Annotated in this window: 16 protein-coding genes; 14 read left to right on the forward strand and 2 right to left on the reverse strand. The window is 62.3% G+C overall.

Going from position 1 to position 15280, the window contains the following annotated elements:
- The first annotated feature begins 47 nt into the window (after positions 1–47).
- The gene (locus BN1188_RS17695; RefSeq protein ID WP_040262743.1) at positions 48–824 is read left to right on the forward strand and encodes an IclR family transcriptional regulator; all 777 of its coding nucleotides are present in this window, start codon (positions 48–50) and stop codon (positions 822–824) included.
- 126 nt (positions 825–950) lie between these two features.
- Here the strand turns inward: BN1188_RS17695 and BN1188_RS17700 are convergent, their stop codons facing one another.
- Positions 951–2606 (reverse strand): electron transfer flavoprotein-ubiquinone oxidoreductase, encoded by a 1656-nt coding sequence (locus tag BN1188_RS17700; protein ID WP_040262744.1) that lies wholly within the window; start codon positions 2604–2606, stop codon positions 951–953.
- A gap of 523 nt (positions 2607–3129) precedes the next feature.
- Here BN1188_RS17700 and BN1188_RS17705 point away from each other — a divergent pair.
- From BN1188_RS17705 to BN1188_RS17745, 9 genes are all read left to right on the forward strand, one after another.
- Entirely contained in the window at positions 3130–3879 is a 750-nt protein-coding gene (locus tag BN1188_RS17705) for an electron transfer flavoprotein subunit beta/FixA family protein (protein WP_040264190.1), read from the forward strand.
- Entirely contained in the window at positions 3879–4808 is a 930-nt protein-coding gene (locus BN1188_RS17710) for an electron transfer flavoprotein subunit alpha/FixB family protein (protein ID WP_040262746.1), read from the forward strand. The genes BN1188_RS17705 and BN1188_RS17710 overlap by 1 nt, the downstream gene beginning before the upstream one ends.
- A 133-nt stretch (positions 4809–4941) precedes the next feature.
- Positions 4942–5754 (forward strand): substrate-binding periplasmic protein, encoded by an 813-nt coding sequence (locus tag BN1188_RS17715; protein WP_040262748.1) that lies wholly within the window; start codon positions 4942–4944, stop codon positions 5752–5754.
- Position 5755: 1 nt separating this feature from the next.
- Positions 5756–6115 (forward strand): DUF4398 domain-containing protein, encoded by a 360-nt coding sequence (locus BN1188_RS17720; protein ID WP_040262750.1) that lies wholly within the window; start codon positions 5756–5758, stop codon positions 6113–6115.
- Complete coding sequence (locus BN1188_RS17725; RefSeq protein WP_040262753.1) at positions 6112–6927, forward strand: OmpA family protein; 816 nt, start codon at positions 6112–6114, stop codon at positions 6925–6927. Before BN1188_RS17720 ends, BN1188_RS17725 begins: the two co-directional genes overlap by 4 nt.
- 106 nt (positions 6928–7033) lie before the next feature.
- On the forward strand, positions 7034–8479 hold the full coding sequence (locus BN1188_RS17730) for an aminotransferase-like domain-containing protein (RefSeq protein ID WP_040264192.1): 1446 nt from the start codon (positions 7034–7036) through the stop codon (positions 8477–8479).
- 84 nt (positions 8480–8563) lie between these two features.
- Positions 8564–9148, forward strand: a complete 585-nt coding sequence (locus BN1188_RS17735) for a hypothetical protein (protein WP_040262755.1) — start codon at positions 8564–8566, stop codon at positions 9146–9148.
- A 92-nt stretch (positions 9149–9240) separates the two neighbouring features.
- Positions 9241–9513 carry a YkgJ family cysteine cluster protein gene (locus BN1188_RS17740; protein WP_040262756.1) on the forward strand — a complete coding sequence of 91 codons (273 nt, stop codon included), beginning with the start codon at positions 9241–9243 and terminating at the stop codon, positions 9511–9513.
- A gap of 16 nt (positions 9514–9529) precedes the next feature.
- Positions 9530–10135: an START domain-containing protein gene (locus BN1188_RS17745; RefSeq protein ID WP_040262758.1), complete on the forward strand. Its 606-nt coding sequence runs from the start codon at positions 9530–9532 to the stop codon at positions 10133–10135.
- Between the two features lie 54 nt (positions 10136–10189).
- Here the strand turns inward: BN1188_RS17745 and gltA are convergent, their stop codons facing one another.
- Entirely contained in the window at positions 10190–11476 is a 1287-nt protein-coding gene (gltA, locus tag BN1188_RS17750; protein WP_040262761.1) for a citrate synthase, read from the reverse strand.
- 351 nt (positions 11477–11827) lie between these two features.
- Here gltA and sdhC point away from each other — a divergent pair, with 351 nt between their 5' ends.
- The 4 genes from sdhC to BN1188_RS17770 are packed head-to-tail and all read left to right on the forward strand — an operon-like array spanning position 11828 to position 15071.
- Entirely contained in the window at positions 11828–12214 is a 387-nt protein-coding gene (gene sdhC, locus BN1188_RS17755; RefSeq protein ID WP_187375337.1) for a succinate dehydrogenase, cytochrome b556 subunit, read from the forward strand.
- Entirely contained in the window at positions 12208–12576 is a 369-nt protein-coding gene (sdhD, locus tag BN1188_RS17760) for a succinate dehydrogenase, hydrophobic membrane anchor protein (protein ID WP_040262762.1), read from the forward strand. The genes sdhC and sdhD overlap by 7 nt, the downstream gene beginning before the upstream one ends.
- A gap of 3 nt (positions 12577–12579) precedes the next feature.
- Positions 12580–14352 (forward strand): succinate dehydrogenase flavoprotein subunit, encoded by a 1773-nt coding sequence (gene sdhA / locus BN1188_RS17765; RefSeq protein WP_040262764.1) that lies wholly within the window; start codon positions 12580–12582, stop codon positions 14350–14352.
- 14 nt (positions 14353–14366) lie between these two features.
- Positions 14367–15071 carry a succinate dehydrogenase iron-sulfur subunit gene (locus BN1188_RS17770; RefSeq protein WP_040264197.1) on the forward strand — a complete coding sequence of 235 codons (705 nt, stop codon included), beginning with the start codon at positions 14367–14369 and terminating at the stop codon, positions 15069–15071.
- The last annotated feature ends 209 nt before the right edge of the window (positions 15072–15280 follow it).

Here is a 15280-nt window from a genome sequence, read left to right on the forward strand (position 1 = left end):
TCGCGGCCGACGATAATGAGCTCCTTTACCGTTCAGGGTCATAGTCGATGACGTCCAGTGATGCCTCTTGCTCCGTGCCCGCCGGCACCCAGACGCTGCTGCGAGGGTTGAATGTCATCCAGGCGGTGGCCACGGGCGCGCGCGACCTCAAGGCGATTTCCGCGCGCCTGGGGATGACCCGCAGCACCACTCATCGCCTGGCCAGTGCCCTGGTGGAAGCGCGCTACCTGCGGGTGACGCCACAGGGTTACTACCTCGGCTCGAGGCTGATCGAGCTGGGTTTCCAGGCGCGGGACGAACTCCCGCTGCCAGCATTGGCCACGCCCTGGCTGGATGAGCTATCGAGGCTTACCGGCGATACGGTGCACCTGGCCGTGCGCGACGGCGATCAGGTGCTCTACCTGCATAAGAACCCAGGGCGAAACGGGCCGGAGATGCGTTCCCGGGTCGGCCAGCGCATGCCGCTCACCCGTACCGGGATCGGCAAGGCACTGTTGCTCGATGCCGCCGAGGCGGAATGGCGGCGCTTGTTCGAAGGGCAGCCTCAGCCCGCCGCCGTGTGGCCCGGCCGCGCTGAACCGGATTGGGAGACGTTTCTGGCCCGCATGCAGGAGTATGCCGCCGGTGGGTATGCGTTCGACCTGGAAGACAATGAGCCCTCCATCCGCTGTGTGGCCGCACCCGTGCGCGACGCCAGCGGGCAGATCGTCGCCGCCATCAGTGTCGCCAGTACGGTACCCTACATGCCCCTGGAGCGCATGGACGAACTGCGGCCAAGGGTCCAGCAGGCCGCCCAAGCCGTAAGTCGCGAGCTGGGCGGCTGACCCCGGCGGTTTGCGCGACGCTCATCGAAGAGCGTTGCCCCGCCATATCGCTACTGGCTGATCCCTTCAGATAGGGCGAAGGCTAGCGAACGTCCAATAGCCTCGCCAGCTCTTCAACCCCTGCCTCTACATGTTGGGATAAGTCGGGCCGCCCGAGCCTTCGGGTGCTACCCAGGTGATGTTCTGGGAAGGGTCCTTGATATCGCACGTTTTGCAATGCACGCAGTTCTGGGCGTTGATCTGGAAGCGCTTGTCGCCGTTTTCCTGGGTCACCACTTCATACACGCCGGCCGGGCAATAGCGCTGGGCGGGCTCGTCGTAGAGCGGCAGGTTCTTCCCGATCGGAATGCTCGGATCCTTGAGCTTGAGGTGGCAGGGTTGTTCCTCCTCATGGTTCGTACCGGACAGGAACACCGAGCTGAGCTTGTCGAAGCTCAGTTTGCCGTCTGGCTTGGGGTAGTCGATCTTCTTCGAATCGGCGGCCAGCTTCAGGCAGGCATAGTCGGGGGTAGTGTCGCGCAAGGTAAAGGGGATCTTGCCGCCGAACAGGTTCTGGTCGATGAAGTTGAAGGCGCCTCCCTTGACCGCGCCCCATTTGTGGATCGCCGCGCCGAAGTTGCGGCTACGGAACAGCTCTTCGTAGACCCAGCTCGCCTTGAAGGTTTCCGGGTAGGCACTGAGCAGGTCACCGCCCTCGCTTCCGGCGAACAGGCTTTCCACCACCGCCTCGGCGGCCAGCATGCCGGATTTCATGGCGGTGTGGCTGCCCTTGATCTTGGCGAAGTTCAGGGTACCCAGGTCGCAACCGATCAGGGCGCCACCGGGGAACACCATCTTCGGCAGCGCGTTGTAGCCGCCCTTGGCAATGGCCCGGGCACCGTAGGAGACCCGCTTGCCGCCTTCGAGGTACTGCTTGATCACCGGGTGATGCTTGTAGCGCTGGAATTCGTCGAAGGGCGACAGGTAAGGGTTGCTATAGGACAGGTCCACGATGAGCCCGACGACCACCTGGTTGTTTTCCAGGTGATAAAGGAAAGAACCTCCCGGGTTCTCGTCGTCCAGAGGCCAGCCCGCCGTGTGCACGACCAGGCCCTGCTCGTGGCGCGCCGGGTCGATGTCCCAGATCTCCTTGAGGCCGATGGCGTAATGCTGAGGGTCCGCTTCGCTGTCCAGGGCGAAGCGCTCGATCAGCTGCTTGCCGATGTGCCCGCGGCAGCCTTCGGCGAACAGAGTGTACTTGCCACGCAGTTCCATGCCGGGCGTGTACATGCCTTCCTTGGGCTGGCCTTCGCGATCCACACCCATGTCGCCGGTGATGATGCCGCGAACGATGCCCTGCTCGTCGATCAGCGCTTCCTGCGCGGCGAATCCGGGATACACCTCCACGCCCAGGTTTTCCGCCTGCTGGCCAAGCCAGCGGCAGAGATTGCCCAGCGAGATGATGTAGTTGCCTTCGTTGTGCATGGTCCTGGGCACGAAGGCGTCGGGAATCTTGCGCGCGCGCTCGGCATCTTTCAGCAGATAGATGTCATCACGCTTGACGGGGGTATTGAGCGGGGCGCCGAGCGCTTGCCAATCGGGAAACAGTTCGTTCAGCGCGCGGGGTTCGAACACAGCCCCGGAGAGAATGTGGGCGCCGACCTCGGAGCCCTTTTCGACCACGCAGACGCTGACTTCCTTACCGGCTTCGGCCGCTTTCTGCTTGATACGGCAGGCAGCAGACAGGCCCGCGGGGCCTGCCCCGACGATGACCACGTCGAATTCCATGTATTCGCGTTCCACAGGTTCTCTCCTAACACAGGCGGGTACGGTTTCTTCTAATGGGCAGGTTGGCGCGCTGGCCACGCCTGTAGCGGTGATGCACGAGCACCACGCGGCAGACTCGGGGCAGGGGGCTCAAGTGGCCCTTTACCGCGGGTGGCACATTATATCTACACCATTGGGCCGGTCCAAATCAAACGTTTGTTTGAATTCGCTCCAGGCCTGTAAATACGCCATGCGCAACGGCGTGACCGGCGGGTTCCGCGTATTGACCGGGTTTTTCGATACGGTCAAGATACGAGCGGTTTCACGCCGGCTGTCGCTTGCGACGGCCGGCTTCGCGCCCTGTGGCGGCTTCCGGGCCCAGGCCCGGGGCGGGCGATCAAGGCCTCGCAGGCCTGCTACGCTGCTGATCGACAGGCATGGCGCCGTCGGGCACAGCCAGTTTTCGCATGAAGCTTCCTGGCCGGCGGCATGTCGCGCCATGAGCAATCGCAAGGCCCGCCCTGCGACATTCTATTCACCGGAGAGTAACGAGGAATCCATGAAGGTTCTTGTAGCTGTCAAACGAGTGGTCGATTACAACGTCAAGGTCCGGGTCAAGCCGGACAACTCCGGGGTCGATCTTGCCAACGTCAAGATGTCCATGAACCCGTTCTGCGAAATCGCCGTTGAAGAGGCCGTCCGTCTCAAGGAAAAGGGCGTCGCCAGCGAGATCGTCGTGGTCACGGTAGGCCCGGCAACCGCCCAGGAACAGCTGCGGACCGCCCTGGCACTCGGGGCCGATCGCGCCGTGCTCATCGAAGCCACCGAAGAACTCAATTCCCTGGCCATCGCCAAGGCCCTCAAGTCCGTCGTGGACAAGGAGCAGCCGCAACTGGTGATCCTTGGCAAGCAGGCCATCGACAGCGACAACAACCAGACCGGCCAGATGCTCGCCGCGCTGACCGGCTACGCTCAGGGCACCTTCGCCTCGAAGGTCGAGCTGAGCGGGGACAAGGTCAACGTCACCCGTGAGATCGACGGCGGCCTGCAGACGGTCGCGCTGAACCTGCCGGCGATCGTCACCACCGACCTGCGCCTGAACGAACCGCGCTACGCGTCGCTGCCCAATATCATGAAGGCCAAGAAAAAGCCGCTGGAAGTGGTCAAGGCCCAGGACCTGGGCATTTCCCTCACGTCCACCACCAAGACCCTCAAGGTCGAGGCACCAGCCACCCGCAGCGCTGGGGTGAAGGTCAAGTCGGTCGCCGAGCTGGTCGAAAAACTGAAGAACGAGGCGAAGGTAATCTGATGGCTATCCTGGTTATCGCTGAACACGAGAACGGCGCACTGGCTGGCGCTACCCTGAACACCGTGGCGGCCGCGCAGAAGATTGGCGGCGACATTCACGTCCTGGTCGCAGGGCAGGGGATCGACGCGGTCGCCCAGGCGGCCGCCAAGGTGGCGGGCGTTGCCAAGGTGCTGGCCGCCGATGACGCTGCCTATGCCCATCAACTGCCGGAAAACGTCGCTCCACTGATCGTTTCGCTGGCCTCGGGCTATAGCCATGTGCTCGCCCCGGCCACTACCAATGGCAAGAACTTCCTGCCGCGGGTCGCCGCCTTGCTGGACGTCGATCAGATCTCCGAGATCATCGCCGTGGAAAGCGCCGATACTTTCAAGCGGCCTATCTACGCGGGTAACGCGATCGCCACCGTGCAGTCCAGCGCAGCTGTGAAGGTCATCACCGTGCGCGCCACCGGTTTCGACCCGGTCGCCACCGAAGGTGGCGCGGCCTCGGTCGAAGCGGTCGGCGAAGTGAAGAGCGCTGGCGTTTCGGCTTTCGTGAGCGAAGAGCTGGCAAAGTCGGACCGTCCCGAGCTGACGGCGGCCAAGATCGTAGTCTCTGGCGGCCGCGGCATGCAGAACGGTGACAACTTCAAGCATCTCTACGCTCTGGCGGACAAGCTTGGTGCCGCCGTCGGCGCATCCCGCGCCGCGGTGGATGCCGGGTTCGTGCCCAACGACATGCAGGTAGGCCAGACCGGCAAGATAGTCGCGCCTCAACTGTACATTGCCGTCGGTATCTCGGGCGCCATCCAGCACCTGGCTGGCATGAAGGACTCGAAGGTCATCGTGGCCATCAACAAGGATGAAGAGGCGCCTATCTTCCAGGTGGCGGACTACGGCCTTGTGGGCGACCTGTTCGAAATCATTCCCCAGTTCGAACAACTGGTCTGATTTCGCGGCGAAGCCAGAAACCCGGGCTTGCCCGGGTTTTGCGTCTGTGCGACCAGGCCATCCCTGATGGGGTATCGTTTCCTTAGCCATCCCCTGGCGCTAAACTGCCGGGCTTTAGCTGCCGGATGACGCTATGTCTTGGACCGCCCGCTCCCTGGCCTGTCTGGCCTTGCTCCCTTCTCTGGCCCTTGCCGGAGGCAGCTGCGAGCGACTGGTCGCCACGGCCAGCCCGGACGCGCCACCCTTTGCGTGGCGTGATCCGGCCGAGCCTGGCCGCTTGATCGGCGCCAGTATCGACATCCTCTCGCAAGTGAGTGGCGAACTGGGCGTGAAAATCGACGTACTCTATACCGGCAGGCGCTCCCAGGCACTGGAGGAAGCGCGTAGCGGCCGTGTGGACCTGCTGGCCGATGCCGTACTCAATGAGCAAGACCTGACTCGTCTGGACTACGTCTATCCACCCCTGGCCTACAACGAGTACGTGCCCTGGGTTCGCCAGGGCGCCAACCCCGCGTATGGCAGCCTCGCCGACCTTGCCGGCGCTCAGGGCATCGTATCCGGCAAGGCTCGCCTGACACCGGCTTTCCAGGCTTTCGCGGCCACTCATCTCAAGCTGACAGTCGCCGAATCGCTCTCGCAAGCGCTGCGGCGCCTTGCCCAGGGTGAGGCGCAATACGCCATCGCGCCTCGCTACGCGGGTGCCGCCGCGGTCGAGGCGCTGGGGCTCACCGGGCAGCTCGTTCCCACGGAGGTCTCCGTCGACCGGCCTGGCATCTACCTGGCGATCGCCCAGGACTCTGCCTGCAACGACGGCTGGCTGCGCGGACAGCTGGCAAAAAAAATGACAGAATTGGCCGCCTCCGGCGGGATCCAGGCGATCCTGCAGCGCAACGCCGAACGCTGGAAGCTACAGCAACAAGCGGCGGGCGCAACGGCGAAACCATAGGATGAGCAGTGTGAACAAACGACTTTACTCCCTGGGGCTCGCGCTGGCGTTGGCCGGCTGTGCCTCGGACCCGGTGCCGGATGAACAACTGCGGCTGACCGAGCAAGCCATCGAACAGGCGCGCGCAGTGGGCGCCGCCGATGACAGCGCGCCACTTTCCGAAGCTCTGGCCAAGACCGCCCGGGCGCGGGCTGAATTGGCGGGCCAGCGTAACAAGGCGGCGCGCATGGCTCTGGAACAGGCGGAGCTGGATGCGCGACTGGCCGAAGCCAACGAACTGAACCGCAAGAGTCGCGAACAGTTGGCCCAGGTCAATGCCCGCATCCAGCGCCTGCACAAGCAACTGGGGGACGTTCAATGAGCCTCAAGCCATGGCGGGCCGCCAGTTGCCTGATCCTGGGCTTGGCCGGTACCGTGGCCGGGTGCGCCACCCACGACGCGGATGAAGCGCTTGCCCAGGCCAACACCCGTTTCCAGGCAGTGCGCGATAACACCGAAGTACTGCGGCATGCGCCGCGAGACGTGATTCGCGCCGGCGAATCGCTGGCGCGCGCCGAGCGCCTCGCTGGCTACTGGGGGAGTGAAAGCGACGTACGCCACTACGCGTATCTGAGCAGTCGCTACAGCGACATCGCCATGGCCCATAGCGAGGCGGCGGGTAACCAGGAACGACGCCAGCATCAGGAGTTGGAACGGGAACGGCTCCAACTGGCCTTGCGCGAATCGAAACTGATGAGCGTCCAGCGCCAGGGCCAGTGGCTGGAGGATCAACTGCTGGCACTGACCACGACCGACGCTGATCGCGGTCTGGTCCTGACCCTGGGCGACGTGTTGTTCGACACTGGCGAGGCAGACCTGAAGCCCTCGGCCAACCGTACCTTGCTCAAGCTGGTGCAGTTTCTGCAGATGAATCCTCGCCGGGCTGTGCGCATCGAGGGCTATACGGATAGCACGGGTTCGGCGGATGAGAACCTGAAACTGTCACGGGACCGCGCGCAAGCGGTCGCCGACATGCTGGTCGACCTGGGCGTGCGCGAGAGCCGCATCCAGGTGCTGGGCTATGGCGATCAATACCCGGTCGAGGCCAATGCCACGGAGCGGGGCAGGGCGTTGAACCGCCGGGTGGAAGTGGTGATCTCTGACCGCCAGGGCGTACTGGGTCAGCAGCGCTGACCGTCCGGCTGAGGGTATGCAAGTGGCCGCGCGAGCGGCCTCTGGCAATTCGTGCCTTGTTCCCATACAGTTGCAACTGTATCGTGCTCAGGTGTTCGGCGGCGCCATGACCAACCTTCTCCTCTATCAGCGCATCGCCCAACAGCTGGCTGAAGACATCCGCAAGGGTGTGTACCAGCCAGGAGAGCGTGTACCTTCAGTGCGCAAGATGAGCGCTCAGCTCAACGTCAGCCATGCCACGGTGCTGCAAGCCTACGCCAATCTAGAGGACCAGGGGCTGATCCGGGCGCGGCCGCAGTCGGGCTACTATGTTCATCAGACCCCTGCGCTGACGGCGCCTACGCCTGACATCGCCCGCGTCGAGCGCCCCGGCCTGGTCACCCGCAGCAGCATCATCCAGCAGGTACTCGATGAGTCCAGACGTGACGGCGTCTTTGCGCTCGGAGCGGCTGTGCCTCATGTGGAGTATCTGCCGGTGCGCGCGTTGCACCAGCAGATCGCCAAGGTAACCCGGTTCCAGAGCCCCAGGGCCTTCAGCTATATGTTCAGCCCGGGCTACGAGCCCCTTCGCCGGCAGATCGCTATCCGCATGCGGGACGCAGGGGTGGTGGTGGACCCGGCAGACCTGGTGATCACCCATGGGTGCGTCGACGCGTTACAGATGGCATTGCGGACGGTGACGCGACCGGGCGACCTCATCGCCGCCGAATCGCCTACCTACTACGGGCTGCTGCAACTGGCCGACCTGCTAGGGCTGAAGGTTATCGAGATTCCAAGCGATCCCACCGCGGGAATCAGCCTTGAGGCCTTGCAACTGGCCGCTAATCAATGGTCGATCAAGGCGCTGATGATGACCTCGCGTCTGAGCAACCCGCTGGGAGGTATTGTTCCCGAGGAACGACAGAAGCAGCTGCTGCGCTTGGCGGCGGATTTCAACATACAGATCGTCGAAGACGATATCCATGGCGAGCTGATGTTTGACCAGGGGCGCCACAAGGCGTTGAAAGCCTATGACCGGCAGGGGCATGTCATCTACTGCTCCAGCTTTTCCAAGACCCTATCGCCGGGCGTGCGCATCGGCTGGATGATTGCGGGCAAGCATCAGGCCGAGATTCAGCGACTGCAGACCTTCAGTACTCATTCGGCGTGCAGCGTGACCCAGATGGCCATTGCCAGCTACCTGGAGAATGGCGGCTATGACCGCCATCTGCGCCACATTCGCCAGGAATATCGGAAGAACCTCACGGCCTACCAGTTGGCTGTGCAACAGTATTTTCCCAGCGGAACCCAGATGACGCGCCCTCTGGGCGGATTCATTCTCTGGGTGAGCTTGCCAGGCCGCGTCGACACCCAGGAGCTGCATGTACGTGCCCTGGAGCAGGGGATCAGCATTGCGCCGGGACTTATCTTCAGTAATACCGAGCAGTTCAATCATTGCATCCGTCTGAACTGCGGCATCCCCTGGAATCGCGAGTCCGAGCGGGCATTGATGACTCTTGGCGTCCTGGCTACGCAGTTGTGCGAGGAAAGCGGGAACGGCGCCTGGTATTGATCAGTCCAATGTCACGATGCAGCCCTTGCCAAGGTCGCGGGTGAGAGCGAGCATGCCCCTTGTCCGTTGCTAGGTGGTCATTCCATGAACCGGCTCACGCGCCTCGCTTCCCTCCTCATGTTCGCCTCGGCGCTGCCGGCGGCGGCCCTGGCCATGGCGGCGGCGCCTGCAGTCGACGCGCCTGAAGGGTTTGGGCTGGGCAAGGCGGTAGCTGCCCCCGAGGCCTTGTCGGCTGATCCTGTCAAGCCAGGTTCCGCCAAAAAACCCGCTGTCACTAAGGCTCAACCTGGCAAAGGCAAGGCGTCCAAGAGCATTGCCAGCAATCGAGGCAAGGCAACAGCGGGAAAAGTCGCCGCCAAAAGCAAGTCACGAAAAAAAGCCGAAGTCATCGCCACGGATATTCCCGCCGCGAAGCTCGACCTCAGCCTACCAAAGGATATGGTCAAGCAGCTGCAGCCTCCTGGAAAGCCCGAGCGGGTTCCTGCTGCGGCGGCTCAGGCGGCTGTGGACGGCAAGCCGTTATTGCCCTCGCTGTTCGCGCCCAAGGTCGAAGGGGAGCCCTTCGAACTCAACGGTCGGCTGCTTACCAACGAAATGGATCTGCAGCTACGCAACGACAGTCGGCGGGAAGTCGATGGCGCGGCCTTGGACTTCAAGTTCAAGCAATAGGCCATATACGCCGAACAGCGGTTTCAAACGAGCGTTTACCCGGTTAACATCGTCCTGCTTCACCCTATCGCCCTCTACGGAGTCGTGCTGCCATGTTGTGCCGTGCCGGCTGTGGTGCCTGCTGCATCGCCCCATCGATCTCGTCCCCCATTCCGGGCATGCCGCAGGGCAAGCGCGCCGGAGAGCGCTGTGTACAGCTCGATAACGACAACCGCTGCAGGATATTCGGCCAGCCTGAACGGCCGCCGGTGTGCAGTGCATTCACCGCTGATCCTGAGGTCTGCGGCACGGACACGGCCCAGGCGCTGGCGACCCTGGCATGGCTGGAGTGCGAAACCGTGGCTGGGGCTTCTAGCGTCTCGTAAACAAGAAGGAAAACCTATGAGAGCGATGTATCGAGTGATCACAGTGTGCGCGCTTCCCTGGCTCAGTGGCATTGCCGTCGCCGAGGATTGGCAGGTGGCCAAGCAGGCGGACGGCATCACCGTTTCCCTGAGCGCGCAGCCCGGGTCTGACTACAAGACCTATAAAGGAGTAGTCACCATCAATGCTCCATTGGTCAAGGTGCGCGGCTTGCAGGAAGACGCCAGTGGCGCCTGCGCCTGGATCCATGAATGCAAGTCGCAGAAGCTGCTCAAGCATGAAGGGGCGAAGAGCTGGACCTACACCCAGTTCAATACGCCGTGGCCGGTGACGCCCCGCGACTCGGTGCTGGAAGTGACCAGCAGCGAAGGGGCGGATGGTTCCATCACTCGCCAACTCAAGGGCGTGCCTACCTATTTGCCGGAGGAAAAGGGTTTTGTGCGCGTCGCGCAGGTCGAGGGCTACTGGAAGCTTGAGCCCAAGGGGCCGAATGCTACCCAGGTCACCTATCAGGTGCATACCGAGCCTGGGGGTAGCGTTCCTTCCTGGCTCGCCAACAAGTTCGTGGTGGACGCGCCTTTCAACACGCTTAAAAGCCTGAAGGCGCTCGCCGAGCAACGTTGAGCGGGCCAGAAAAAGCCGCCCCCTGGGGCGGCTCTTCAGTTGGCACAATCTTGTCTAGCGAGTTTCGAGGTCCTTCACGTCTCGCTGGGTTTCGCCAGTATACAGCTGGCGTGGGCGGCCGATCTTGTAAGGGCTCGAGAGCATTTCCTTCCAGTGGGAAATCCAGCCGACCGTACGGGCAAGGGCGAAGATTACCGTGAACATGCTGGTTGGAATGCCAATGGCTTTCAGGATGATACCCGAATAGAAGTCCACGTTCGGATAGAGATTGCGTTCCTTGAAGTAAGGATCGTTACGTGCAATTTCATCCAGGCGCATGGCCAGTTCCAACTGCGGATCATTCTTGATGCCAAGTTCGGCAAGAACTTCGTCACAAGTTTGCTTCATCACGGTGGCGCGTGGGTCGAAGTTCTTGTAAACCCGATGGCCGAAGCCCATGAGTTTGAACGGATCGTCTTTGTCCTTGGCCTTCGCGATGTACTTGTCGATATTGGAAACATCGCCGATTTCATCGAGCATTGACAGTACCGCTTCGTTCGCGCCGCCATGGGCGGGGCCCCATAGCGCGGCGATGCCGGCCGCGATACAGGCGAAGGGGTTGGCCCCGGAAGAGCCGGCCAGGCGCACGGTGGAAGTGGAGGCATTCTGTTCGTGATCCGCGTGCAGGATGAAGATCCGGTCCATCGCGCGGGCCAATACCGGGCTGATCGGTTTGATCTCGCACGGTGTGTTGAACATCATGTGCAGGAAGTTCTCCGCGTACGACAGATCGTTGCGCGGATACATCATGGGCTGGCCCATGGAATACTTGTACACCATGGCTGCCAGGGTCGGCATCTTGGCGATCAGGCGGATCGCCGAGATCTCGCGGTGCTGCGGGTTCTTGATGTCGAGTGAATCGTGGTAGAACGCGGACAGCGCCCCGACCACGCCGCACATGATCGCCATGGGGTGCGCGTCGCGGCGGAAGCCGTTGAAGAACGTCTTGAGCTGCTCGTGCACCATGGTGTGATTCTTCACGGTGCTTACGAATTGCGCCTTCTGCTCGGCGTTCGGAAGTTCGCCGTTGAGCAACAGGTAGCAGGTTTCCAGGTAGTCCGACTTCTCGGCCAACTGCTCGATGGGATAGCCGCGGTGGAGAAGGATGCCCTTGTCGCCGTCGATGTAGGTAATCTTCGATTCGCACGAGGCGGTGGACATGAAGCCCGGGTCGAAGGTGAAGCGGCCCGACGCGGTCAGGGTGCGCACGTCGATAACTTCGGGACCAACGGTGCCGGTTAAAATCGGCAGCTCGACGGGGGCTGCGCCCTCGATGATCAACTGCGCTTTTTTGTCAGCCATTGTGGCCTCCTATTAATGCTTCAAATCATCAGACAGACCCCCCACGCAGGGCCCGCACCACTATAGTGTGATAAATCTCAAAGTCAATTTGCCGAACCGCCCTGGGATGGGCGCCTCGCCTGCCCGAAAATGTAGTTTTTTTACACCATCTACGCCTTTTCGAAATGCGCTGCAACGCGGATTGCGGAACAGTCCTTTACGTTGTCATTAGTATCCTAACTGTCTATACTCGGCGTCCGACCGCCAGGGGCTTTCGAGCCCGTTCCACTGTCGTCGTCACTCCCTGGGTGGTGGGTACCTGACCAGTACACTTCCCTACAACTTTGCCCTGCTAGCTGGGGGCTCTTCAGTGTGAAAAAAGCCGTGAATAGCCAACGACCTGTAAACCTAGACCTAAGGACCATCAAACTCCCCGTCACTGCTTACACGTCCATTCTCCATCGCATTTCCGGTGTCATCCTGTTCCTCGGCATCGCCGTGGCGCTCTACGCGCTGGGCAAGTCCCTGGGGTCCGAGGAAGGCTTCGGCGAGGTGAAGGCGTATCTGACCAGTCCGCTGGCCAAGCTCGTGATGTGGGGCCTGCTCTCCGCGCTGCTTTATCATCTGGTGGCCGGCGTGCGTCACCTGATCATGGACACCGGTGTCGGCGAAACGCTGGAAGGCGGCAAGCTCGGCTCCAAGATCGTCATCGTCGTTTCCGTAGTGTTGATCGTTCTGGCGGGAGTCTGGATATGGTAACCAACGTCACTAACCTGTCCCGTTCGGGCCTCTACGACTGGATGGCGCAGCGGGTTTCAGCTGTCGTTCTCGCGGTATATTTCATTTTCCTGATTGGATACCTGGTGGCTCACCCGGGGCTCGACTACGCCCAGTGGCACGCTCTGTTCTCCAATAACTGGATGCGCATCTTCAGCCTGTTGTCGCTGGTCGCCCTGAGCGCCCACGCCTGGGTCGGCATGTGGACCATTTCCACCGACTACCTCACGCCCATGGCGCTGGGCAAGTCGGCCACTGTCGTGCGTTTCCTGTTCCAGGCGGTATGTGGCGTCGCAATGTTCGCCTACTTCGTCTGGGGTGTGCAGATTCTCTGGGGTATTTGATCCATGTCCAACATCCGTACGCTGAATTACGACGCCATCATCATCGGTGGTGGTGGCGCCGGCATGCGCGCCGCGCTGCAACTGGCCCAGGGGGGTCACAAGACCGCCGTGGTGACCAAGGTTTTCCCGACCCGTTCGCACACCGTATCGGCCCAGGGGGGCATCACCTGCGCCATCGCCTCGGCCGACCCGAACGACGACTGGCGCTGGCACATGTACGACACCGTCAAGGGGTCGGACTACATCGGTGACCAGGACGCGATCGAATACATGTGTCAGGAAGGCCCGGCCGCGGTCTTCGAGCTGGACCACATGGGCCTGCCTTTCTCCCGCACGGAAACGGGGCGCATCTATCAGCGTCCGTTCGGTGGCCAGTCGAAGGACTTCGGCAAGGGTGGCCAGGCCGCGCGTACCTGCGCCGCCTCCGACCGTACCGGTCATGCCCTGTTGCATACCCTCTACCAGGGCAACCTCAAGGCCGGCACTACCTTCCTCAACGAGTGGTACGCCGTGGACCTGGTGAAGAACCAGGACGGTGCCTTCGTCGGGGTGATCGCCATCTGCATCGAAACCGGTGAAACCGTCTACATCCGCTCCAAGGCCACCGTCCTGGCTACCGGCGGCGCTGGCCGCATCTATGCGTCCACCACCAACGCCCTGATCAACACCGGCGATGGCGTGGGCATGGCCCTGCGCGCCGGGGTGCCGGTCCAGGACATCGAGATGTGGCAGTTCCACCCGACCGGCATCGCTGGCGCCGGCGTACTGGTAACCGAAGGTTGCCGCGGTGAAGGTGGCTACCTGATCAACAAGCATGGCGAGCGCTTCATGGAGCGTTATGCGCCCAACGCCAAGGACCTGGCCGGTCGCGATGTCGTGGCCCGCTCCATGGTCAAGGAAATCATCGCCGGCAACGGCTGTGGTCCGAATGGCGATCACGTGCTGCTCAAGCTGGACCACCTCGGCGAGGAAGTGCTGCACAGCCGCCTGCCAGGTATCTGCGAGCTGTCCAAGACCTTCGCCCACGTGGACCCGGTGGTTGCCCCGGTACCGGTGGTGCCTACCTGCCATTACATGATGGGCGGCGTGGCCACCAACATTCACGGGCAGGCCATCACCCAGGACGGCGAAGGCAAGGATGTCATCATCCCAGGCCTGTTCGCGGTGGGCGAAGTCGCCTGCGTCTCGGTCCATGGCGCCAACCGCCTGGGCGGCAACTCCTTGCTGGACCTGGTCGTCTTCGGGCGCGCCGCGGGCCTGCACCTGGAGAAGGCACTCAGCGACGGCATCGAATACCGCAATGCCAGCTCCACCGATGTGGACGTGGCCCTGGCCCGTCTGAGCGGCCTGAACGAGCGCACCACCGGTGAAGACGTCGCCACCCTGCGGCGCGAGCTGCAAAGCTGCATGCAGAACTACTTCGGTGTGTTCCGTACCGGCGAGTACATGCAGAAGGGTATTGCCCAGCTGGCGAGCCTGCGTGAACGAATCGCCAATGTGAAGATCAACGACAAGAGCCAGGGTTTCAACACCGCCCGCATCGAGGCGCTGGAGTTGCAGAACCTGCTGGAAGTTGCCGAGGCCACCGCGATCGCGGCCGAGGAGCGCAAGGAGTCGCGCGGTGCCCATGCCCGCGAAGACTACGAAGACCGTGACGACGAAAACTGGCTGTGCCACACCCTGTACTTCCCGGGTGAAAAGCGCGTCGCCAAGCGTGCCGTGAACTTCGCGCCGAAAACCGTGCCAGCTTTCGAACCTAAAGTCCGGACCTACTAAGGGTGATGACCGCTATGTTGCAAGTCAGTGTTTATCGTTACAACCCGGACCAGGATGCCGCGCCCAAGATGGTCGATTTCCAGGTCGATACCGGCGGCAAGGACCTCATGGTGCTGGACGTCCTCGCGCTGATCAAGGAACAGGACGAAGGCTTCTCCTATCGTCGCTCCTGCCGCGAGGGGGTCTGCGGCTCCGATGGCATGAACATCAACGGCAAGAACGGCCTTGCCTGCATCACGCCGCTGTCGTCCGTGGTCAAGGGCAACAAGCTGGTACTGCGTCCACTGCCGGGTCTACCGGTCATTCGTGACCTGGTGGTGGATATGAGCATCTTCTATAAGCAGTACGAGAAGGTGAAGCCTTTCCTGCAGAACGATACGCCGGCGCCTGCCATCGAGCGCCTGCAGACGCCGGAAGACCGGGAAAAGCTGGACGGCCTGTACGAGTGCATCCTGTGCGCCTGCTGCTCGACGTCCTGCCCCTCGTTCTGGTGGAACCCGGACAAGTTCCTGGGCCCCGCCGCGCTGTTGCAGGCCTACCGCTTCCTGGCCGACAGCCGCGATACCCGCACTAGCGAACGTCTGGCAGCCATGGACGACCCCTTCAGTGTCTTCCGTTGCCGCGGAATCATGAACTGCGTGAACGTATGCCCCAAGGGCCTGAACCCTACCAAGGCCATCGGGCACGTGCGTAACATGCTGCTGCAAAGCGGTACCTGATTCATCCGTTGCACCGCAGCACCCCGTGGTCAGGCCCGCCAGCCCGGCCACGGCGAGAACTCGGGCGTCGGCCTTGCCGGTCGCTGCCCTTACTTTGAAGAAATGAGACCAGCAGGGGCATCCGGGCTGGTACCCGGACTACCTGCGAGACCCTTGGTGGCTGTGTTCGAGTCGCTGCACCGGACTTGTTCAGGCCCGCCGTGGCTCGC

The organism is Pseudomonas massiliensis, assembly GCF_000826105.1.
Classification (GTDB): Bacteria; Pseudomonadota; Gammaproteobacteria; order Pseudomonadales; family Pseudomonadaceae; genus Aquipseudomonas; species Aquipseudomonas massiliensis.